At 37.0% G+C, this 19,649-nt stretch carries 20 protein-coding genes and 1 pseudogene; 16 read left to right on the top strand and 5 right to left on the bottom strand.

Annotated elements, in window-relative coordinates; genetic code table 11:
- Positions 1 to 43: 43 nt before the first annotated feature.
- Complete coding sequence (locus LBYS11_RS19880) at positions 44 to 1,447, top strand: SpoVR family protein (protein ID WP_103118847.1); 1,404 nt, start codon at positions 44 to 46, stop codon at positions 1,445 to 1,447.
- A 202-nt stretch (positions 1,448 to 1,649) separates the two neighbouring features.
- Here the strand turns inward: LBYS11_RS19880 and LBYS11_RS19875 are convergent, their stop codons facing one another.
- A complete protein-coding gene (locus tag LBYS11_RS19875) occupies positions 1,650 to 2,063 on the bottom strand; it encodes a hypothetical protein (RefSeq protein ID WP_048394838.1) in 414 nt (137 codons plus the stop codon).
- A 195-nt stretch (positions 2,064 to 2,258) separates the two neighbouring features.
- On the opposite strand from LBYS11_RS19875, the gene LBYS11_RS19870 reads away from it, so the two are divergent.
- A complete protein-coding gene (locus LBYS11_RS19870) occupies positions 2,259 to 3,134 on the top strand; it encodes a radical SAM/SPASM domain-containing protein (RefSeq protein WP_048394836.1) in 876 nt (291 codons plus the stop codon).
- Between the two features lie 41 nt (positions 3,135 to 3,175).
- Here the strand turns inward: LBYS11_RS19870 and LBYS11_RS19865 are convergent, their stop codons facing one another.
- Entirely contained in the window at positions 3,176 to 3,565 is a 390-nt protein-coding gene (locus tag LBYS11_RS19865) for a helix-turn-helix domain-containing protein (protein ID WP_004225641.1), read from the bottom strand.
- A 211-nt stretch (positions 3,566 to 3,776) separates the two neighbouring features.
- On the opposite strand from LBYS11_RS19865, the gene LBYS11_RS19860 reads away from it, so the two are divergent.
- Positions 3,777 to 4,430: a restriction endonuclease subunit S domain-containing protein gene (locus LBYS11_RS19860; protein ID WP_048394834.1), complete on the top strand. Its 654-nt coding sequence runs from the start codon at positions 3,777 to 3,779 to the stop codon at positions 4,428 to 4,430.
- 44 nt (positions 4,431 to 4,474) lie between these two features.
- On the opposite strand, the gene LBYS11_RS19855 is transcribed toward LBYS11_RS19860, so the two are convergent.
- The gene (locus tag LBYS11_RS19855; RefSeq protein WP_103118846.1) at positions 4,475 to 6,148 is read right to left on the bottom strand and encodes a ribonuclease J; all 1,674 of its coding nucleotides are present in this window, start codon (positions 6,146 to 6,148) and stop codon (positions 4,475 to 4,477) included.
- Positions 6,149 to 6,358: 210 nt separating this feature from the next.
- On the opposite strand from LBYS11_RS19855, the pseudogene LBYS11_RS19850 reads away from it, so the two are divergent.
- Positions 6,359 to 7,125, top strand: a pseudogene (locus LBYS11_RS19850) (DUF2935 domain-containing protein).
- A gap of 39 nt (positions 7,126 to 7,164) precedes the next feature.
- On the opposite strand, the gene LBYS11_RS19845 reads toward LBYS11_RS19850, so the two are convergent.
- On the bottom strand, positions 7,165 to 7,659 hold the full coding sequence (locus LBYS11_RS19845) for a L,D-transpeptidase family protein (RefSeq protein WP_048394827.1): 495 nt from the start codon (positions 7,657 to 7,659) through the stop codon (positions 7,165 to 7,167).
- 134 nt (positions 7,660 to 7,793) lie between these two features.
- Here LBYS11_RS19845 and LBYS11_RS19840 point away from each other — a divergent pair, with 134 nt between their 5' ends.
- The 6 genes from LBYS11_RS19840 (at position 7,794) to LBYS11_RS19815 (ending at position 11,479) form a co-directional block, all read left to right on the top strand.
- Positions 7,794 to 8,027 carry a hypothetical protein gene (locus LBYS11_RS19840; protein WP_048394826.1) on the top strand — a complete coding sequence of 78 codons (234 nt, stop codon included), beginning with the start codon at positions 7,794 to 7,796 and terminating at the stop codon, positions 8,025 to 8,027.
- 44 nt (positions 8,028 to 8,071) lie between these two features.
- Positions 8,072 to 8,281, top strand: coding sequence for a hypothetical protein (locus tag LBYS11_RS19835; protein ID WP_004225632.1), 210 nt, complete (start codon positions 8,072 to 8,074; stop codon positions 8,279 to 8,281).
- Between the two features lie 12 nt (positions 8,282 to 8,293).
- Positions 8,294 to 8,491 (top strand): hypothetical protein, encoded by a 198-nt coding sequence (locus tag LBYS11_RS19830; RefSeq protein WP_048394825.1) that lies wholly within the window; start codon positions 8,294 to 8,296, stop codon positions 8,489 to 8,491.
- 79 nt (positions 8,492 to 8,570) lie between these two features.
- Entirely contained in the window at positions 8,571 to 8,759 is a 189-nt protein-coding gene (locus tag LBYS11_RS19825; protein WP_048394824.1) for a cysteine-rich CWC family protein, read from the top strand.
- 102 nt (positions 8,760 to 8,861) lie between these two features.
- Positions 8,862 to 9,446, top strand: a complete 585-nt coding sequence (locus tag LBYS11_RS19820) for a DUF305 domain-containing protein (RefSeq protein ID WP_004225628.1) — start codon at positions 8,862 to 8,864, stop codon at positions 9,444 to 9,446.
- 281 nt (positions 9,447 to 9,727) lie between these two features.
- Positions 9,728 to 11,479 (top strand): methyl-accepting chemotaxis protein, encoded by a 1,752-nt coding sequence (locus LBYS11_RS19815; protein WP_004225627.1) that lies wholly within the window; start codon positions 9,728 to 9,730, stop codon positions 11,477 to 11,479.
- Between the two features lie 40 nt (positions 11,480 to 11,519).
- Here the strand turns inward: LBYS11_RS19815 and LBYS11_RS19810 are convergent, their stop codons facing one another.
- Positions 11,520 to 12,113, bottom strand: coding sequence for a metallophosphoesterase family protein (locus LBYS11_RS19810; protein ID WP_048394823.1), 594 nt, complete (start codon positions 12,111 to 12,113; stop codon positions 11,520 to 11,522).
- Positions 12,114 to 12,357: 244 nt separating this feature from the next.
- On the opposite strand from LBYS11_RS19810, the gene LBYS11_RS19805 reads away from it, so the two are divergent.
- The 6 genes from LBYS11_RS19805 to LBYS11_RS19780 all read left to right on the top strand — a co-directional run bounded on the left by LBYS11_RS19805 (position 12,358) and on the right by LBYS11_RS19780 (position 19,640).
- Positions 12,358 to 13,854, top strand: coding sequence for a class I adenylate-forming enzyme family protein (locus LBYS11_RS19805; protein ID WP_103118845.1), 1,497 nt, complete (start codon positions 12,358 to 12,360; stop codon positions 13,852 to 13,854).
- A 150-nt stretch (positions 13,855 to 14,004) separates the two neighbouring features.
- On the top strand, positions 14,005 to 15,054 hold the full coding sequence (locus LBYS11_RS19800; protein WP_233732198.1) for a C39 family peptidase: 1,050 nt from the start codon (positions 14,005 to 14,007) through the stop codon (positions 15,052 to 15,054).
- A 60-nt stretch (positions 15,055 to 15,114) separates the two neighbouring features.
- Positions 15,115 to 16,347 carry a carboxylate--amine ligase gene (locus LBYS11_RS19795; protein WP_054549004.1) on the top strand — a complete coding sequence of 411 codons (1,233 nt, stop codon included), beginning with the start codon at positions 15,115 to 15,117 and terminating at the stop codon, positions 16,345 to 16,347.
- Positions 16,344 to 17,045: a cysteate racemase gene (locus LBYS11_RS19790; RefSeq protein WP_103118843.1), complete on the top strand. Its 702-nt coding sequence runs from the start codon at positions 16,344 to 16,346 to the stop codon at positions 17,043 to 17,045. The genes LBYS11_RS19795 and LBYS11_RS19790 overlap by 4 nt, the downstream gene beginning before the upstream one ends.
- A 215-nt stretch (positions 17,046 to 17,260) precedes the next feature.
- Positions 17,261 to 18,409: a DEAD/DEAH box helicase gene (locus tag LBYS11_RS19785; RefSeq protein ID WP_004225614.1), complete on the top strand. Its 1,149-nt coding sequence runs from the start codon at positions 17,261 to 17,263 to the stop codon at positions 18,407 to 18,409.
- A 1-nt stretch (position 18,410) separates the two neighbouring features.
- On the top strand, positions 18,411 to 19,640 hold the full coding sequence (locus tag LBYS11_RS19780) for an aminopeptidase (RefSeq protein ID WP_004225611.1): 1,230 nt from the start codon (positions 18,411 to 18,413) through the stop codon (positions 19,638 to 19,640).
- Positions 19,641 to 19,649 lie beyond the last annotated feature (9 nt).

The following is a 19,649-nucleotide window of genomic DNA, read 5'->3' as shown; positions in this document are numbered from 1 at the left end:
ATGGAAGTATCCTCAGCACCACGTTCAAAGGAGGGGGCGTAAAATGGACACAAAAGAGCTTCATCGTGCAATAGATGAAATTACCGAAATTGCCTCAAGCTTTGGCTTAGATTTTTATCCAATGCGTTATGAAATTTGTCCAGCAGATATTATTTATACATTTGGCGCCTACGGTATGCCCACGCGCTTTTCCCATTGGAGCTTTGGAAAACAATTTCATAAAATGAAGCTTCAATATGATTTAGGACTTAGTCAGATTTATGAGCTTGTCATTAATTCAAATCCTTGCTATGCATTTTTACTCGATACCAATACTTTAACCCAAAATAAATTGATTATTGCCCATGTTCTAGCACACTGCGATTTCTTCAAAAATAATATACGTTTTTCTAATACAAGAAGAGATATGGTAGAAAGTATGACCGCAACTGCGGAGCGAATAGCTGGCTATGAGAGAGAGTATGGCAAGGATGAGGTGGAGCAGTTTTTAGATGCTGTTTTAGCTATTCAAGAACATATTGATCCATCAATTTTAAGACCGAAGCTATCCTGGAGTGAGGAGGATGAGCTTGAGGAGGAAAAACCACCAACAAAATCACCGTATGATGATTTATGGAGTATAGAAGAAAAAGAAAAAGTTTATAAACCAATTCGACGCAGATTAAAGCAATTTCCTCCTCAGCCAGAAAAGGACCTGTTGTTATTCTTAGAGGAACATAGCCGTGAATTGGAAGACTGGCAACGAGATATATTAACAATGATGCGAGAGGAAATGCTTTATTTTTGGCCTCAATTAGAGACTAAAATAATGAACGAGGGTTGGGCCTCATTCTGGCATCAACGAATCATGCGGGAGCTAAAGTTAACTACTGCTGAAACTATCGAATATGCCAAATTAAATGCGGGGGTTGTGCAGCCCTCCAAAACATCGATTAATCCATATTATCTTGGGATTAAAATTTTCGAGGATATTGAAAATTGCTATAATAATCCTACCGAGGAAATGAAACGGTTAGGTGTTTTGCCAAATACGGGACGTGAAAAGATTTTTGAGGTAAGAGAGGTAGAATCAGATATTTCCTTTATTCGAAACTATTTAACAAAGGATTTAGCGAAGCGTGAAGATTTGTACTTGTTCCAAAAGAAAGGGAATGAATACCGTATAACGGATAAGGATCATGAGATAGTTCGCGATCAACTCGTATCCATGCGTGTAAACGGAGGCTTCCCATATATTGTTGTAAAAAATGGCGATTATTTGCGGAATGGCGAGCTATATTTAGTTCATGGCTATGAAGGGATGGAGTTAGATCCACACTATTTAGAAAATGTATTACCTTATATTTACCAGCTATGGGGACGTCCTGTTCATTTAGAAACCTATGTCGATAAAAAGCCGATGCTCTATTCATATGACGGCACAAAAAATTATAAACGCAATGTATAATAAAAAAACTTCTATCTGTTGAGGGTACCATCAAGCAGATAGAAGTTTTTTCATCGTGTCAAAAAACAAAACCATCAATAGTATTTTTTTTGAAAGGTCAACAATCGGTTGCAGGCTACTTTCTTTCCAGTGGCAGAGCACAGAGCCTCTTCGTGTAAAATGGCCTTTTTTTTGCTACTGACATGATCTTTTTGAAACCAATCTACTCATCTTCTTCAGTTAATACATCAGTTTCTTCATTACTTTCACTATGGTTAGAGGATGAATGAATATCACTTTCAATGACAAGACTATCCCGTACTTTAATGCCTTGTTGCCCACCAGCCTCGTCATTATTATTACCAGCAATACCACTTCTTCCATTACCGTCAGCAAATTGCGAATTGACGTTGCGTGTGTGACTACCGTTACTAGCATTTTGTCCACCTTGGTTGGCATTTGTGCCTACATCATGATTGATTTGGCCTCCGCCTTCTGCACGTTGCTCAAAGTGAAAATCTGTATTTCCTATATTGAATGTGAAGTTTATTGTTATATGATTTTTCCCTTGTTTGTTAGAGGATTCCTGCTCGGGTTCGTCAGGTCCATAAAATTTTTTAGAATTAAAACCAGACATCGTTTCTCCTCCCTTCTTTTCCTATTACTATTAAGATATTAGCGCTTCTTGAACCCACCTGTACGTGTAGCCATGTTACCTAGAGAAAAGGTAGGTGTGTCTAGGGAAAGCTCAACGATTTTTGCTATCTATCCAATAAATTTGTTAAAATGAATGAGATTTGATTATTTAGTGAATGGGAACGGAGAAGCAACATTGAGAACATTTAAAAAGGTTTATATAGAAATTACGAGTGTTTGTAATTTAGCATGCAGTTTTTGTCCACCTACAGCGCGTGCAAAGGGGCTTATAAAAGTCGAACAATTTAATAAAATATTAGATGAAATTCGTCCACATACAAAATATATTTATTTGCATGTGAAAGGAGAGCCATTACTACATCCAAGAATTGATCAGCTATTAGACGCTGCCCATGCAAAAGGATTCAAAGTCAATATTACAACGAATGGTACGCTAATCAAAAAAAATCGCGAGAAAATATTAGGAAAGCCAGCATTACGTCAAATTAATTTCTCGTTGCATAGCTTTGATGGGCATGAAGGCTCTGAAAATCGTGAAAAATATTTAGAGGATATATTGGATTTTGTGCGAGATTCGAGGGAATACAATACGATTATTTCCTATCGTTTATGGAATCTACAACAGGATCATGTTTCGGATGTTGCAGCTCGTCGCAACCGCGAGACTTTAGAAATATTAGAAAATGAGTATCATCTTGATTATCGTATAGAAGAAAAAGTAGAACCTGGTAAAGGGGTAAAAATTGCGCCTCATGTATATTTAAATCAGGATCATGAGTTTAGATGGCCAAGTCTCCTAGAGCCAGAGGATGAAGGTAAGGGTTTTTGCCATGCACTGCGTAGTCAAGCAGCTATATTGGTGGATGGTACCGTAGTACCTTGCTGTTTGGATGGGGAAGGTGTCATTAATTTAGGAAATGTACATGAAAAATCCTTCTCCGACATTGTAGAAGGGGAGCGTGCCAATAAGATTGTTGAAGGCTTCTCAAGAAGAGAAGCTGTGGAAGAATTATGTAGAAAATGCGGCTATCGTCAAAAGTTTGGTATGTAGCTACTAAAAGTTACTTTGAAATAAAGAAGCAGCTCCAATGGTCATTGACCGTTAGAGCTGTTTTTCTTTGATTGAGAATCAATCGTATCTAAAAAATCCTTCGTTATACGAACTACATATTTTACCTCGTCTAAATTTCGTTCTCTTAATAATGAGCGATGAATGTCTAGCATGAGGTTTTTCTCCTCAATATCAGTAACGCCAGATAATTTTTGAAAATTAAATAGCTCCTCAGGGGTAATGTCTAATGCCTTCATGATTGTTTCCAAAGTACTTAAGGTAATATTAGATTGTCCATGCTCAATATTGGAAACTCTTCCTTTACTGAAACCTAACTTCCCTGTTCTTTCAGCCACTTCTTCTTGGCTAAGTCCTTTAGATAATCGAATAATCCGAAGTTGTTCACCTACTAGCTTTAAAAAATCTGACATATGATTCACCTCTATGTTAAAAGCTAGTGAAAAACAATGGAAATGACTATACTATTATAGTGGTATAATAGAGAAAAAGTTACATTAAAGTGGTACAATCTTTAGAGTAATACTTTTATCCAGACAAATTACCTAAATAAATAACTAGGTATACGTTAATGAAGATTGTATTTAGGGTATTAATTGGGACAGAGGATTGGAGGGTTCATACATGGTGAAGCAGTTTTTTTTAGAAGAAATAGCAAAAGTCCAAATTGGTCATTTAATTGTGAACGATCAATGTTTTACTAGGGAAGGTACTCCTTTTATCACCAAAGCAACACTATTGAAATTATTGGTAGATGATGATGCTAGTCAAGTGCCAAAGATTGATCACACGGTTGATTCATTAAATTTGTCACTGGTACCTGCAAAAAGCATTCTTCTCAACAAATTAAATTTAAAGGAAACCATTATTTATCAATGTAAAAAAGCTGTGTGCATCGGTCATGATATCATTGCCATTATTCCAAATGAATCCATTGTTGTTAGTGACTATTTATTTCACTTTTTTAAATGGTATCAAATAAATAAAGAGAGGCGTCATATCCTTCGTTTAATAATTGAATTACCTCCTCTTGATATACAACATAGAGCAGCACAACTATTAAACGCTATTCAACATTTATTAATGAATAAAGATTCTTTAGTCACAGCGGTAGAAAAACTTCCACAGTATTTCGATAATGTGTCAAAACAAGTAAATCAGCATTCAAAAAACTTACATCATAGCTTTGAACAGCTCCAATATTTATATGCTGATATGTTACATAAGGTTTATAATGGAGATTTCTTAAATGATTCCTTTCAAAGGTTGAGCAATTAACATAAGTCGGTGCAAATGGATTGGGCAATCCTTGCACCGACTTGTTAAATTTCAATAATAATTGGTAAAATCATGGGCTTTCTTTTTGTTTGGGTAAATAAATATTGTCCAACAGCTCTTTTAATTTCTCGGCGAAGGACATGTATTTGCTGTCTGCCCTCTTCTTGAAGCTCATTGACGATTTCTTTGGTAAGCACATTGACTTTAGTTAACAGTGCCTCGAAATCTTTAGCATAAACAAAACCACGTGAAATGGTATCGGGTTCTGAAATAAAAGCACCGTCTGCTTTATTGAGTGTCAATACAATAACAAGCATTCCGTCTTCTGAAAGTTGCTTGCGATCACGGAGGACAATACCTTCCACCTCACCAATGCCAATCCCATCTACATAGGTATCCCCAGCAGGAATTTTCCGTGTCTGCCTTGCCTTTGAATTTTCAATATCAACTACATCACCATTTTTCATAATAAATGTATGTCCCTTTTGAACGCCAATAGATTCTGCTAATAAACGATGTTGATGTAACATACGAAACTCACCATGAATAGGGATGAAGAATTTAGGCTTCATAAACGTCAGCATAAGTTTCAAGTCCTCTTGATGACCATGTCCTGATACATGCATACCTGTATGACTGGAAGAACCATAAATAACCTTAGCACCAAGCTGAAATAAATTGTCTACAATGCGAGAAACGCCCTTTTCATTACCTGGGATTGGTGAAGCCGCAAGAATGACTGTATCGTCTGGTAAAACCTTAATTTCACGATGATTACCATTTGCTATTCTTGCTAGTGCAGCTAGAGGCTCACCTTGGCTACCTGTGCAGAGGACCACGACCTCTTCTGGTGGGAGGTATTTGACCTCTCGTGCATCAATTAACAGATCTTCTGGTACAAATAAATAGCCTCGTTCAATCGCGACATCAACGACATTGACCATGCTACGCCCTACTAAAGCTAGCTTCCTATTGGTGGCAATTGCAGCATGTACGATTTGTTGGATGCGATTAACATTTGAAGCAAAGGTTGAGATGATTACTTTTCGTTCAGCATGTAAAAAGGCTTCCTCGATATGATGCCCTACAAGTTGCTCAGAAGGGGTCAAACCTGGTCTTTCTGCATTTGTACTTTCTGAAATAAGGACAAGCACACCCTTTGAACCGATTTCAGCCATTTTATGAATATCAGCAAACTGATTGTTAACGGGCGTTAGATCAAATTTAAAGTCTCCCGTATGGACAACATTTCCTTCAGGGGTAGCTAAAACGATTCCTAAACAATCGGGTATACTATGATTGGTTCTAAAGAAACTAATATCGATTTGTCCTAAATGTAGTGCTGAATCAGCATGAATTTCAATTAAATCCGTTTCTCTTAAAAGTTTATGTTCCTTAAGCTTTAACTCAATAAGTCCGAGGGTGAATCGGGTAGCATACACAGGGACGTTTAATTTTTTTAATAAATAGGGAATTCCACCAATATGATCCTCATGTCCATGTGTGACAATTAATGCCTTAATTTTCTCCTTATTATCAAGTAAAAACGTAATATCAGGAATGATTAAATCAATTCCGAGCAGGGTTTCATCCGGAAATTTTGCTCCACAATCAATAATAATTATGTCATCTGCATATTGTACTACATACATATTTTTACCAATTTCATTTATCCCACCTAGGGCGAATATGGATAATAGCTGTTTACTTGTTGACAACGTATTTCCCTCCTATAGTTTTCAATAAAGCCATCTAAATGGTTTTGCCATAGGTAGTATAGCTTTTAGCATTTCATCCTATACGAAATTTACAGTAAGACTAATTGTATAGCACGAAGAATAGAATGGGGAGATAACAGAAAGCAAAGACAGCTCGAGGGAAGTTTTTTAGTTTATTTCTCTAAAATCAAGATAAGAGGAGGTAGACCTTTGTCAAATTTTGTGCAACATGCCATTTTCGAGCATAGATTTTGGCTAGAAATCATGCAAAACCACGCTCAATTTATTCATGACGCCCTTTATCCCTCAGAAGAAGAAGACATTCAAAGAGCCCATATGTATATTTATCAATTCTCGCAGTTACTTACCTATGTCCCTTCACTCGATGATTCAAATGCTGTATCCTTTTCAGTGTCCGTGGACGACAATGTTGAGCAATTTAAGCAGTTCAAGCTTCATCTACTCAGACATCAATTATTGGGGGATATTGGGATTCATTTAACGCCTACTTTTGTCAATCATATGGTTAATGAATTAGAAGAATATCAAAATGTGCTGGGTTATTTAAAAAAAGGAGAAGCACCACCTATTTTTCATGAGCTTCATCATCATTTAGTTTGGCTTTTAGATGCGTCTGGACATGCAGGCATTATTAATGATGATTTAGACGGTGTTGAGAAGCGTTTGAAGCAAAAGAGCCATGAGTTTGCTCAACACTTTGAGCAGTTTTATTTAAAGGCTGTTGAATTAACAGGCTATTTACGTACGAATATGAATTCCTTTCCTGCTTTAAAACGCTTTAGTAAAGATGTTGAGCTTGAAATGACATTATTTAAAACATTTTTAAGAGAGCTAGAAGAAATGGAGCTAAGTGCAGAGGTGCTAGTACATTTACAGCTCCTATGGCGGACCATATGTGGCGTGAGGAGCAATACTATTTAACGAAGCTCGCACAGGCTAGAGAACAAGATAAGTAAAACAAGAGGCTATCTAAACTAACTAGATAGCCTTTTAAGTTAGGGATGAATCACTACTTCTGTACCTATTGGCACAATACTGGCTAGCTCTTCAACATCTCGATTTTGCATGCGGATACACCCATGTGAAACAGCATGCCCAATAGAGCTAGGATCATTTGTGCCATGAATTCCATAGTGTTGTTTAGAAAGACTCATCCACATCGTGCCAAAAGGACCACCAGGGTTTGGCGCTTTATTGATGATCATAAAACTACCTACTGGTGTTTCGTGAAGCATGCGTCCAACTGCAATTGGGTATTGTTTTTGAAGGATATTGTCTCTATATAAACGGAGCCAGCGATTGTTGGTAGATATCTCAATACGGTAAGGAATTGTGTCGGGCTCAGGCAAGCCAGGGATGACGATTTGTTGACCCATGAAAAGATGATCAGGCTGAATTCCTGGATTAGCAGCGAGAATGGATGCCAAAGATGTACGGTAATCTTGAGAAATTTGAGTAAGGGTTTCACCAGCTTTGACAGTATGAATCAATTATTGTTCCCTCCAATGCAAAGGTTTATTGCTCTACTATATGCACCATATGTTTTATGTAATTTTAGGAATGCAAGGTTTTTCAGTTTCTGGACAGAATAAGCGGTGACATTGCAGGATTAAGGGGCATAAAGATGAAGGAATTTAAAATTACGTATTTTTTTGATGAGGTACATTATGTACGAAGATTCATTTTTATTGAATCGCAACAAGAGGCAGAAAAATTAGTGAAAAATGAACGTGATCAATATATTTCCTTTACGGATAGTAGGGGGATATACCATGAACTGCACACAAAACATGTACGAGTTATTCAAATAGCTGAGTATCATCGAATTGATAAAAGTACGAAAGAGAAAGACACATAATCTGTTCAGCATTACACACATTATAGGAAAAGGAGTGTGACAGAATGGACATCGAAAAAATACCACATGAAAAGAAAATGTTCATGAATTTAAATAGTAAGGACAAGCCTGACATGGTTGAATCAGATACGATTAGTCTTTTCGATCTGCATGAGGATATGCAAACTGTAGATGCCATTCCGATAGAGGAACTCAATAAGCGTGTAAAAAGAGAAGGCGACGAATTAATTGAAATGCAGCCAGATGAATTATAGGAGGTAAAAATGATGAATCGTGAAAAAGACATCCAGTTTACATCTGCAGGCACAAATATTAACGAAGTGAAGCAAAAAAATGCAGAGGCAGGATTATCCTATAATGAAGTGAAGGCCCTGTTAGCAAAAAGTGGCGGACGTGGAACATCTATTTATAGTGACACTGACATTGAAGAAGTAAAACAAGATATACACAAGCATCAACATTAAAGTTTTTGGGAGGAGCAAGGTATTGAGCGCTCTTCCCTTTTTATTTTACAATGATGAAAAATAAAGGAGTTGTAAAAGCATGTCAACTGGAGAAATAAAATGTCCATTATGCGGAGGCGAAAACCATTGTGGCGTGGCAAAAGGTGAAAAAGAGTGCTGGTGTATGACAGTTAGCATTCCAGAAACCCTGTTAACTACAGTGCAAAGAGAGCCAAATCTATGCATTTGTTCAACATGCATAGCTACATATAAGAAAGAGCAAGTATAGTTTTTTACGATGATAAAGGTTGGTAAAAATTGAGCAATTGGTACAATTGTCTATCGCACAACAACCTAGCAGGCATACATTACTCTGAAAGGAGTGTGTCTAATGGCTAAACCAATTGAACTCAGTAATGTGACAAAGGCATATTTAGAGGAATATCAGCGAATCCTCAAAAAAATGATGCAGGGTATGACCTATGTAACCATTACTTGTAGTATCTCAGAAAATTTTATTAAGCAAATCATCCCTCATCAAGTTGCAGCAATACAAATGTCTGAAAATGTTTTACGTTATACAACGAATATACCTGTGCAAAATCTCGCCTTAGAAATCATTCGCACACATACAGAAATGGTTGAGAGTCTTGAAGCGATACAAAATCGATGTTGTGTCGTACAAAATTCAGAGTATGAATTATACGAGTATATGTGTGCTTACAAAGAAATTACAGAAGCTATGTTCAACGCAATGTGTGCTCCACCAGTCTCTAATAGCATTAATATCAATTATCTTCGGGAAATGATCGTCCATCATCAGGGTGGTATACGACTGGCACAAAATGTGCTTAGATTCTGCATCTGTCAAGAGTTAATTCCAATCCTACGTTGCATGATTCAAACGCTGTGTGAGCAACTAGAAGCCATGGAAAAGCTACTGGATAGCTTACAAAATTGCGATTGCGAGTGCTAGCACTAACGAGAAGTTTATATGGGAAGAAGGCGCTAAATCAATCTGGATTTTAGCGCTTTTTCTGCGTAAAGACAGTGTTTAACTAAGAAAATAAGAAATTGTCAATAAAGTGGACGGAAAAATAATAAAGTGTAAAGAATTAAATGAGAATCTATTTTTGTCATTCTATTGTTGGTAAAATATATATGTTTTATTAGTTGAAGGTAATGAAGAGAAATCTATAATTGGCTTTAAAATATTGGTAATTTTATTTTACTTGAATACAACTAGGAGTGGGAGCTATGTTCAAAAGGAAGAAGATTAATCAAAGTTATGATTATTTTTCGGCTACGAAAAATTCAGACATCGAAACAAATGAACGCTTTAAAGAAAAATTGGATTTCCTTGCTTTATCTAGAATTAGAAGAGAATCTGTTGGGTTTTTACGTAAAATTTATGAGAATAATCGACAGCATATACTCGATAATTTTTATGCTCGTCTACTGGAAATCCCAGAGTTTAATCATGTCATCAATACACATTCGACAGTAGAGCGCTTAAAAGGATTATTTGATACACATTTTATTAGCTTATTTGATGATGAATTAGATTTAGATTATGTCTTTAAGCGTCGTAAAATTGCTTATGTTCATGCAAGAATTGGTGTACTACCGAATTGGATGATATCTGCCTATACACTGATTAATCAATTAATCATTCCACTTATTGTCAAAGAACTATCTCGTGATGAAGAAAAAATGCTGGATGTTTTATTGTCTTACGATAGCTTAGTAACAATTGATCAACAAATTATTTTGGAGACCTATATTGAAATTCAAGCAGGATCTGTAGTAAATGGATTAGGTGAAATAATTACTTATAATACACAGTTAGATACCATTAAGGAACTGATTGAATTTCAGGAGATTCAGCAACAGGAGATTGTTGCAGCAGATCAATTAATGCATGAGTTAGACGAAAGTATTGAAGAAATTGCCACATCAGTGGGTGATATTTCAGAGCAAACAAAGCATGCCTTTAAAAAATTAAATCAGGATTTGGAATCATTACAACAAGTATCATCTATTTTACAGACAACCGATGAAGGCCATAAATCAATGCAGGAAGATATTAGGCGTTTAGTTGAGCGTGTAAATAGTGTAGCGAAATTAATGGAATTAATAAAAAAAATAGCAGATCAAACAAATTTGTTGGCTTTAAATGCATCAATAGAGGCCGCTCGTGCTGGAGAAGCAGGAAAAGGTTTTGCGGTTGTTGCAGAGGAAGTTCGGAAACTTGCTGATGATACAAGTACATCTGTCAAATCTATACATACAGATATACAGGAGCTACTTCATATTACCCATAATATTAGTTCATTGACGACTCAATTTTCCCAAGATTTACATCAAGGTGTTACAGATACCTTATATATATCACAGACGCTAGCTGAGCTAAATAAAAACTTACAGCAGCAGGGGGCGCGCTTTGAGGAAATAGCTACAACGACAAAGGTTCAGGCACAATCTGCTACTACTATTTCTGAACGTAACCATACAATTACAGAGAGCATGCAAAAAAGTAAGGTAATCGTTTTTGATATGGGCTCCGCCATTTATAAATTAAGTAAAATGATTGATGGATACCGATCCACAACAATTTCTAAAAACTTTATTATTAGCCAAGAGGATATTATTGAATTAGCTATTACCGATCACCTATTGTGGAGATGGAAAATCTACAATTTGCTACTAGGCTTTGAAACGATGACGGAGCAGGATGTAGGGTCTCCAAAAGAATCACGCCTTGGCGAATGGTACTACGGCACAGGAAAGAAACTGTTAGGTGATGAGCGTGTCTACGCAGAGTTAGAACAACCATTTATTCACGTGCATGATATAGCAAAAAAAGCAGTGCGTGAGTACAATGTAGGCAATAAAACGGGCGCTGAAAAATACCTGAAAGAAATTACGGATGAATCGTATGTTGTAATTGAAAAATTAAAAGAGTTAAAGGAAATTTTATTGAGTGAGAAAAAGCAATATATTCATTAAAAAATGGAAAGCAAGCTAGTCTACATACTAGCTTGCTCTTTTATAGATTAATAGGTGGAACACACATAAATGTTACTGTACGCTTTTGGCTATCATAAAGACACCATTCACGGTGATTGATAACAGAGCCTACATTCACACCATATTGTTTGTCTTGTAACGCAATTGGTTGCCCGTAGCGAATACGAATCGGCAGCTTTTTTTGTTGATGATAAAGACCTGATTCGTGACTATGCCCGAAGAAAAATAATGGTTTTTGAAAGTGTGGGAAAGTCGGTTGCCAGCTTACATTCCACCTAAATTGATGTCCGTGCATAAGCGTGGCTCCATCAATCTCTATCGTCTCTGGTAAAGCTTTAAAACGTTCAATGCCAGTGACCTGAGTAATACGTTCTTCTTGATTGCCTCGAATAGAGGGGAAGGTTAGCAGTTTTTCAAATTCACTTTCTACTATGGCCGCCTTTTGCAAAGGTAAGCCAGATATGGTTTGTGCCTTTTTCTTACTAACAGTGCATTCATATAAATCCCCTAACCCAATGATTGTTGCTTCCTCTGCTGTTTGTTGAATATGAGCTAGAACAGCTTTAGTGTCTTCTATATTAGAATGTAAATCTCCTAAAAGTGCATAAAGCATTTAAACCCGGCCTTTCCTAATAATAATCGTACAAGTATCATACACCTAATAGAAATTACTAGAAAAGTAAAATGTCTATGAATATTTCGTTACTTCAGCTACATATTTTGAATGTGTGGAAAAATTGCCAAGAAATACATTGCTTGATAAAATATAATCGTAATTTTCAGAATTTTAAGAAGTTTAATAGTTTCCCATTCTTGTTTATTCAATAATAATAAAATGAAAGTATGGAGGGCTTATAATGACGAAGTTTATGACAGATATTCTTGAAGACTATGCAGGGCAGCAACCAAATGCAATTGCAACATTGTATGATGGAAAGGCAATAAGCTATCATGATTTTTACCAACGTGTAGAAAGATTTGCGACTTACTTGCAGGAACAAGATTTTAAAAAGGATGATGTGATTGCCCTATATACGCTCAATTCAGATTTATTTTTAATCGCATATTTAGGTGTCCAATTAGCTGGATTTATTGTGATGCCAATTAACACTAAATTAGCTGCTCCTGAGGTTGATTTTATTTTTAATCATTCACAAGCAAGGGGCTTAATTTTTGATGAAAGATTAACAGAGGTATTAGAGGACGTTTCTTATTCATTCCAACATACAATCGGATTTCAAGAAATGAAAAACATAATTGAATATGATAATCGTGCTAGAAAAATTGTGCAATTAGAGGCTGACGATACAGCAGTGGTCATGTATACGTCGGGAACAACAGGTAAACCCAAAGGCGTCATGCTAACGCATCAGAATATCGTGGCTACAGCAGATATTTGGTCTTCTTCTATGAATATGTCTAGCAAGGACAAAATGTTTATTTGTACGCCTTTGTTTCATTGTGCAGGTCTTCATGTATTTGCTATGCCTATGTTTTATAGAGGGGGAACAGTGGTCATTGAAGAAGCATTTTCACCAACTAAAACGTTAGCTCAAATTGTAGCTACTGAGGCGACAATTTTCTTTGGTGTTCCATCTATGTATACCATTATATTAAATACTCCTGGATTCAAGGAACATAGCTTTAATCATTTACGTTTATTATGTTACGGTGCTGCCCCGATGCCTTATGAGCTTGTAAAGCAAGTGAAAGAAGCATTTCCAAATGTAAAGGTTCAAAATCTTTATGGTCAAACTGAAAATTCACCTGCAGCTACCTCTTTATTAGATACGGATGCATTGACGAAAATTGGCTCAGTTGGAAAACCATTAGCACAGACAGAGGTTTGCGTAGTTAATAGTGAAGGAAAGACCGTACCAGCTGGAGAGGTGGGCGAAATATGCGTAAGAGGACCACAAGTAATGAAGGGCTATTTACGCAATCCAGAGGAAACAGCAAGAGCGATTAGGGATGGCTGGTTGTACTCAGGCGATTTAGGACGCTTTGATGAGGAAGGCTATTTATATATTGTAGATCGAAAAAAAGATATGATTATTCGTGGTGGAGAAAATATTTACCCAATCGAAATAGAAGAAGTTCTATATCAAATGCCGGAAATTTTAGAAGCAGCAGTGGTTGGATTGCCACATGAAGTATATGGAGAAGTACCAAAAGCATTTGTTGTGTTAAAGGAAGGGAAGTCTCTTGATGAAAATTCGATACTATCCTATTGTCAAACACGACTTGCCAAATACAAAGTACCTTATGAAATTGAATTTTTAATAGAATTGCCACGAAATGCCTCTGGGAAGGTACTAAAGCATACATTACGGCCGAAAGTGACAACAATTTAAGACAGTTCAATTATCCTTTGGCATAATTGCTATCCAGATTTTTGGGGTTCACTGTCTTGTGTAACTCGATATTAGTACAAAAAATAGTTACTAAATCAAGATAAAATAGGAACGGCTATGAAAGTATCGTATAATAGAGTCTACGACAAATTGAATAATGAGAATGGCGAAGGGGCTGCTCTTCGCCTTAGAATAGGAGCGGAATTTGTCTTGTGGACGGGGTATAAACGCCTTTTACTTATTGGCATTTTGATTATTATGTTACTTTCAGGCTGTCAGCCATTTTCTCAGCAAGATGCTGAACAAAAAAATCAATTAACGGTTTTAACAGTAGAATTTAATAGCGGGGCACCTATTCCAAATCTCTTCCTTACGGTTACAGATGTACAAACAGGTGAAGTAGTGGAAGAAGCGATTGGTTCAGAAGAAGGAGAAGCTATATTTTCGAAGCTCAAGGCAGGGAGAGAATATGCAATTGCGGCAACAACACTTGAAAATAGTACGACAAATAATGGGTATACAACAATCGAGAATTTCACTTACGATACAACAAAGCCCTATTATCGATTGCAAACACACTTTTTAAGAGACGATCAGGAGTTAGATGTCCCTGTTGTCATGCAAAACCCCGAGCTGCCACATGGCTGTGAAATTACTTCACTTACAGCCGTATTAAATTATTTTGGAATGAATGTGTCGAAGCTCGAAATGACTGACAAGTATTTACCAAAGCAAGAAATACGAACAGTAGGCAATCAACGTTTTGGACCAAATCCCAATGATGCTTTTGCAGGTAATCCTCGTGATAAAGCTCGTGGCATGTATGTTTTTGCTGCTCCAATTGTCAAAGCGGCTGAGGCAGTTATTACAGATAAACAAGCTGGCTTACATGTCAAAAATATGAGTAACGCCTCACAGGATGACATTTTACAGCTTGTGCGTGAAGGTATTCCTGTCGTGACATGGGTAACGCTAGATTTATCAAAGCCTAAACGAAAAGCAGAAAGAGGCTGGATTTATGCAGGTGAAACGACTCGACATGATGCTTTTATGAACTTACATGCAGTCGTCTTAACGGGACATTTAGGTGATAAGGTAGTCGTAATGGATCCTTTAAAAGGGTATGTTACTTACAATGTCGATCAATTTTTCAAAAGTTATCAGGAATTAGGCAAACAAGCTGTAGCTGTTCATAAATAAGCTATAAATCATTAGTATGTTACACTAATAAAAAAGTAAAAGTGAGTTGAGTAGAGTAGAATGGCCATTGAGCACGTTTTTTTACCTGTTTTACTTGGAGATGAAATGAATGCTTATGGCATGGCCAGAGCATTTTACGAAGCCTATGGTGTGAAGCCACTTGCACTAAACCATACAAACATGGAAAAAATTCAACAAAGTGATTTATGGACTTTTCGCGAGATACCGCGACTTCATATCGAAGAAAGATTTGTGACCGCCCTAAAAGCCATAGCGGAGGAGTTCCGAGACAAAAAATTACTGCTATTAGCCTGTGATGAATTTTATGTCAAAAGAATCGTAGAACACAAAGAAGAGTTAGCAGAGGATTTTCTAGTTCCCTATGTAGACGCCACACTTGCGCATCAACTTTTAACTCGTGAAAGCATGTATGAGCTATGTGCACAATTTGGTTTTCAATACCCTGCTACACATGTATGCACGGTGAATGATTATGAAGACTACAACATGCCATTTGATTATCCAGTTGTCATTAAGCCCATGAATATGACAAAATATGCTACTTGTATTTTTCCTGGTAAGAAAAAAGTATATATTGCATATGATAAGGACGAAAAGGACAGTATATTACGTGCTATCTATAAAGAATCAGCTTATCGTGATGATCTGATGATTCAACAATATATACCAGGTGAAGACGCTAACATGCGTGTTGTTAATGCATATATAGGACAAGATGGGAAGGCAAAACTTCTTGCCGTAGGAAACCCTATTTTAGAAGAACATTCTCCAGAAGGGATAGGACGTTATGTAGCGATTATGACAACCTATCATCAGGAATTAATGGATAATGTTAAGCTATTCCTTGAAGCGATACAATTCCAAGGCTTTGCCACATTTGATATGAAATATGATGATCGTGATGGTCAATATAAATTGTTGAGTATTGAATTACATAATGAACTTTCCAATTATTATGTGACGGCCAGTGGCTTTAATTTGATGCAGTATGTAGCGAACGATTATGTTCGAGGAAGTAAACAACAACTAACATATGTGAGGAACAAGCATCTTTGGACAATTGTACCGAATGGTGTGCTGTTCAAATATGTTCAAAATGAACAACTAGTAATGGAGGCGAAAAGTTTAATTCGTCAAGGTATGGCTACAGATTCTATTTTTAATTATAAGGATATGAATGCAAAACGTTGGTTGAATGTCACGCTTGATAATTTAAGCTTTTATCGTAGCTATAAGAAATATTTTAATAACAAAGGTCTGTCTAACACATGAAAAAACAAACTTTAGGTATAATTGGTGGCGTTGGTCCACTTGCAACAATGTTTATAGGAGAAATGATTGTAAGACGTACGAAAGCACAAAAAGATCAGGATCATTTACATACCATTATTGATAATGATACAAATATTCCTGACCGTACGGCCTTTATTTTAGATAATACAAAGGACAATCCAGTTCCAGTCATTATTGAGGATGCAAAAAAACTAGCTTCGGTAGGAGCAGACATAATAGCGATCCCATGTAATACGGCGCATACGTTTTATCAAGAAATTGAAGAGGGTTCTCCTATACCTGTCGTGCATATGATTCGCGAAACAGCAAAGCGTGCTGCTGATTTAGGAGCAAAGCGAGTAGGTATTTTAGCAACAACAGGCACGTTAACATCACGGATGTATCAGGAAGCACTTGAGGAGTTTGGTATTACACCAGTTGTTCCAGATAATGAAATGAGATCCTATGTGATGTCGATCATTTATGATTATGTCAAGGCTGGGAAGGATGTTACGCTAGAAGATTGGCAACCGATAGAAGAGGCGATGCTAGCACTAAATTGTGATCGAATTGTATTAGGTTGTACAGAGCTATCTGTTGTAAACAGAGATTTAAAGCTAAGTGACATTTATATTGATTCATTAATCGTTTTAGCTGAATGTGCCATTTTAGCTTGTGGTTATGAATTAGTCGATTAGTTGAATTGAAAAGAATCTGCTTGCTTTTCACGGGTAAGCTACAATTCTTGAAAGAGTTGTGGACAGGCTTACTTTCCGTGTTGAGTGAAGCAGATTTTTTATGAAAGGAAGCAATGTTCTCTTGAAACGATTAGAAAATTGCTTACGTACATATAAAGTAGGAACCTACGGAGTGTGTTAAACTAGTGTCAAGTAGATAGAAGGTGGGAAATAACATGTCAGTCATAAATTTATTAAAAGAAGAACTACAAGCAAAATGGAACTTTGAAACACCCATGAAAATTCAAGATGAAATGATACCAGCTATGCTTGAAGGCAAAGATATTGTGGCGGAATCACCAACAGGATCAGGTAAAACGTTAGCATATGTCTTACCATTATTAAATAAAGTGAATGGGGCAAAAAAGCAAACACAAGGACTGATCGTAGCTCCCTCGCAAGAGCTCGCTATGCAAATCGTAGAAGTTATTCGTGAGTGGACAGCTGGAACAGACATTACTGTTCAACAGCTGATTGGTGGTGCCAATTCTGCTCGTCAAATTGAAAAGTTGAAGAAAAAGCCAACGATTGTTGTTGGCACACCTGGTCGTTTAAACGAATTAGCACGAGCAGGAAAATTAAAACTCAAAGAAGTCGAAACAGTTATTTTAGATGAATGTGATCAATTACTAAGTCGTGAATACCGTGTTGTTATCAAATCCTTTATCGAAGGTTCTGCCTATGGCCGACAAGTTGTTGTTGTGTCGGCTACGATTACAGAGGAAATTGAATTAGTGGCAAGTCGTATGATGTTTGAGCCACTGCGTTTTAAAATTAAGCCTGAGGACATGTTAAAGGTCGGTAAAGTTGTCCATTCTTTTGTGAAGGTAGAAGAACGTGATAAAACGGATTTCCTGCGCCGACTTTCCCATACAGAGGGTTTAAGAGCGTTGGCTTTTGTTAATAATATCGATCAATTATTAATGAAGGAAACAAAACTACAATACCGTTCAGCACCGATTGTCACGCTCCATTCTGATATGAAGAAAGAAGAACGTAAAAAAGCGTTAGATGCATTCCGTAAAGGAGATGCGCGTATTTTAATTGCAACAGATATTGCAGCTCGTGGTTTAGATATTGCTGGTTTAACACATGTTATTCATGTTGATGTCCCACGAACTATTGAACAGTATTTGCATCGTTCTGGTCGTACTGGGCGTGCTGGAGCTGATGGTGAAGTATTAACCTTATTATCTTATCGTGATGAAAAAACCTATAAAAAATGGACAAGGGAAATTCCGGGCAAGCCTGTGCAAAAAATATGGCATGATGGCGAGCTGATTGAAGGTAATTCTAAAACAATTGGACAGAAGCGAGGGAAATAGTATGACATTTGAAGAGAAATTACAGGCATATGCAGAGCTTGCAGTAAAAGTGGGTGTGAATATCCAACCAGGTCAGTACTTATTAGTCAATACATCTGTGGATGCTTTAGATTTTGCCCGTTTAGTTGTAAAAGAGGCTTACAAGGCTGGAGCAGGCCGTGTTCATGTAAACTTTTCCGATGATGAATTGGATCGTGCTTATTTTGAGCATGCATCCGATGAGGAATTTAATCGCTTCCCTGAATGGGTTGTGAAAATGCGTGATGAACTGATTGAACGTAAAGGAGCTCTATTATGGATTGATGCAGCAGATCCTGATAAGCTAACAGGAATTCCAGCAGACAGACTAGCAACACATCAAAAAGTATCAGGGGCAGCATTGAAAAACTATCGCAATGCAGTCATGAAGGATTTAATTGCTTGGTCCATCGTAGCAGTTCCTTCAGCTAAATGGGCAGCAAAGGTTTTCCCTCAATTAACAGAGGAGCAGCAAGTACCTGCATTATGGGAAGCTATCTTTAAAACGGTTCATATTGGAGAAGGCAATGCAGTTGATAATTGGCGTCAGCATGTAGCTAATTTAGAATCTCGTGCACAGCTTTTAAATAATAAAAAGTATGCAAAGCTTCACTATACAGCACCTGGTACAGATTTAACAATCGCTTTAGCACCACAACATAAATGGCTAACTGGTGGTAGTAAAACACCAGAAGATAATGTCTTTGTGGCCAATATGCCAACAGAAGAAGTTTATACACTGCCAATGAAACAAGGTGTAAACGGTTATGTTAGTAATACGAAGCCATTAGTCTATCAGGGCAATATCATCGATGGCTTTAAATTAACATTTGAAGAGGGCAAAATTATTAAGGCAGAGGCTGAAGTAGGACATGATTTATTGCAAGAGCTTATTCAAGTGGATGAAGGCTCAAGCTACTTAGGTGAAGTAGCACTTGTCCCTCACGAGTCACCAATTTCAGCGTCGGAAATTTTATATTTTAATACGCTGTTTGATGAAAATGCTTCAAACCATTTAGCTATTGGTGAGGCATATCCGACTTGCTTAGAGGGTGGTAGAGACCTAGAAAACGGTCAACTTGAAGCATTGGGTGCCAATATTTCTGTGACACACGAAGACTTCATGATTGGCAGTGGAGAAATGGACATCGATGGTATTTTACCAGATGGTACAGTTGAGCCAATTTTCCGCAAGGGTAGCTGGGCATTTTAAATTTTTAGT

This window comes from Lysinibacillus sp. YS11, assembly GCF_002896375.1.
GTDB classification, from domain to species: Bacteria; Bacillota; Bacilli; order Bacillales_A; family Planococcaceae; genus Lysinibacillus; species Lysinibacillus capsici.
Note: the sequence above shows the minus strand (reverse complement) of the source record. Positions and strands in the feature narration are given on the sequence as shown.

Excerpts from the sequence above, each read along its gene's own strand:
- LBYS11_RS19880 (WP_103118847.1), top strand. The coding sequence starts at position 44 with ATGGACACAAAAGAGCTTCATCGTGCAATAGATGAAATTACCGAAATT.
- LBYS11_RS19875 (WP_048394838.1), bottom strand. The coding sequence starts at position 2,063 with ATGTCTGGTTTTAATTCTAAAAAATTTTATGGACCTGACGAACCCGAG.
- LBYS11_RS19865 (WP_004225641.1), bottom strand. The coding sequence starts at position 3,565 with ATGTCAGATTTTTTAAAGCTAGTAGGTGAACAACTTCGGATTATTCGA.
- LBYS11_RS19860 (WP_048394834.1), top strand. The coding sequence starts at position 3,777 with ATGGTGAAGCAGTTTTTTTTAGAAGAAATAGCAAAAGTCCAAATTGGT.
- LBYS11_RS19840 (WP_048394826.1), top strand. The coding sequence starts at position 7,794 with ATGAAGGAATTTAAAATTACGTATTTTTTTGATGAGGTACATTATGTA.
- LBYS11_RS19835 (WP_004225632.1), top strand. The coding sequence starts at position 8,072 with ATGGACATCGAAAAAATACCACATGAAAAGAAAATGTTCATGAATTTA.
- LBYS11_RS19830 (WP_048394825.1), top strand. The coding sequence starts at position 8,294 with ATGAATCGTGAAAAAGACATCCAGTTTACATCTGCAGGCACAAATATT.
- LBYS11_RS19825 (WP_048394824.1), top strand. The coding sequence starts at position 8,571 with ATGTCAACTGGAGAAATAAAATGTCCATTATGCGGAGGCGAAAACCAT.
- LBYS11_RS19820 (WP_004225628.1), top strand. The coding sequence starts at position 8,862 with ATGGCTAAACCAATTGAACTCAGTAATGTGACAAAGGCATATTTAGAG.
- LBYS11_RS19815 (WP_004225627.1), top strand. The coding sequence starts at position 9,728 with ATGTTCAAAAGGAAGAAGATTAATCAAAGTTATGATTATTTTTCGGCT.
- LBYS11_RS19810 (WP_048394823.1), bottom strand. The coding sequence starts at position 12,113 with ATGCTTTATGCACTTTTAGGAGATTTACATTCTAATATAGAAGACACT.
- LBYS11_RS19805 (WP_103118845.1), top strand. The coding sequence starts at position 12,358 with ATGACGAAGTTTATGACAGATATTCTTGAAGACTATGCAGGGCAGCAA.
- LBYS11_RS19795 (WP_054549004.1), top strand. The coding sequence starts at position 15,115 with ATGGCCATTGAGCACGTTTTTTTACCTGTTTTACTTGGAGATGAAATG.
- LBYS11_RS19790 (WP_103118843.1), top strand. The coding sequence starts at position 16,344 with ATGAAAAAACAAACTTTAGGTATAATTGGTGGCGTTGGTCCACTTGCA.
- LBYS11_RS19785 (WP_004225614.1), top strand. The coding sequence starts at position 17,261 with ATGTCAGTCATAAATTTATTAAAAGAAGAACTACAAGCAAAATGGAAC.
- LBYS11_RS19780 (WP_004225611.1), top strand. The coding sequence starts at position 18,411 with ATGACATTTGAAGAGAAATTACAGGCATATGCAGAGCTTGCAGTAAAA.